Here is a 1,148-nt window from a genome sequence, read left to right as displayed (position 1 = left end):
GCCTGGACCTGACGCGCCGGCTCGCGCAGCTCGGCGAACGGTTGCCGGTGCTCGACCCGATGCAGCGCGTGAAGCTCGGCCTGCAACTGACGCGCGCGGGTTTTCGCGAGCGCCGCGCGGTGTCGGTGATGATCGGGATCAAGCTGAGCTGCGGCGTGCTGTTCGCGTGCGGCGCGATCGTGTTCAGCCCGCTGATTCCGCGCTTCGGAGAATACTTCGTGATTCGCGCGCTGGCGATGATCGCCGCATTCGTGATCGGCGTGATCGTGCCGGAATACGTGCTCGGCGCGATGATCCGGCGGCGTCGGCGGATCATCGCCGCGTGCTTTCCCGATGCGCTCGACCTGCTGGTGATCTGCACGATGGCCGGCAACAGTCTCGCATCGGGCATCCGGCGCGTCGCGCACGAACTGGCGCGCATCTGCCCGCCGCTCGCCGACGAGCTGACGGTGTGCGCGGACGAACTGACGCTGAGCGGCGACGTGGCCGCGACGCTCGCGCATTTCGCGATGCGCGTCGATTTCACGTCGGCGCGCTCGCTCGCGACGACGCTGACGCAATCGCAGCGGTTCGGCACGCCGATCACGCAGGCGCTGCGCACGCTGTCGCGCACGGAGCGCACCGAGCAGATCGTCGCGCTCGAGGAACGGGCCGCGAAGCTTGCGCCGAAGATCACGCTGCCGATGATGCTGTTCATCCTGCCGACGGTCTGCCTGATCGCGGCGGGCCCGGCGGCGATTCGCCTGCTCGAGGTATTCAGATGACACGATCCGTCGTACGCGCGTTCGCACTCGCGGCCGTGCTGCCGGTGCTGGCCGGCGGCTGCGGCGCACCGGGCATCCAGACGCGGCCGGTGCTGTCGCACAAGAGCGACGACCCGCAGGCCGAATTGCGCATCGCCGACAGCGCACTCGCCGGCGGCAACGTCGATCTCGCGTCGACGCTGTACGAGAAAGTGCTCGCGAAGCATCCCGATTCGCTCGCGGCGCGCCTGGGGCTCGGCGACGTCAACTACCGCGCGGGCGACCTGGAGCGTGCGCGGATCCTCTACGACGAAGCGCAGCGGCAGGCGCCCGCGGAACTCGGCCCGCAGCTCGGGCTGGCGCGCGTCGCGTTGCGGCAGCGGCGTCTCGACGAGGCCGCGCAGA

At 70.0% G+C, this 1,148-nt stretch carries 2 protein-coding genes; both read left to right on the top strand.

The features are described from left to right. Positions 1–764: type II secretion system F family protein (locus tag G3N93_RS39900; protein WP_206135510.1), on the top strand; the 764-nt coding region annotated here is incomplete at its 5' end. Beyond that, a partial coding sequence (locus tag G3N93_RS39895) for a M48 family metallopeptidase (RefSeq protein ID WP_206135509.1) occupies positions 761–1,148 on the top strand: 388 nt, incomplete at its 3' end. The genes G3N93_RS39900 and G3N93_RS39895, both read left to right, overlap by 4 nt.

The sequence above is a fragment of the Burkholderia sp. Se-20378 genome (assembly GCF_017104665.1).
Lineage (GTDB): Bacteria > Pseudomonadota > Gammaproteobacteria > Burkholderiales > Burkholderiaceae > Burkholderia > Burkholderia lata.
This window is presented reverse-complemented; position numbering and strand designations above follow the sequence as displayed.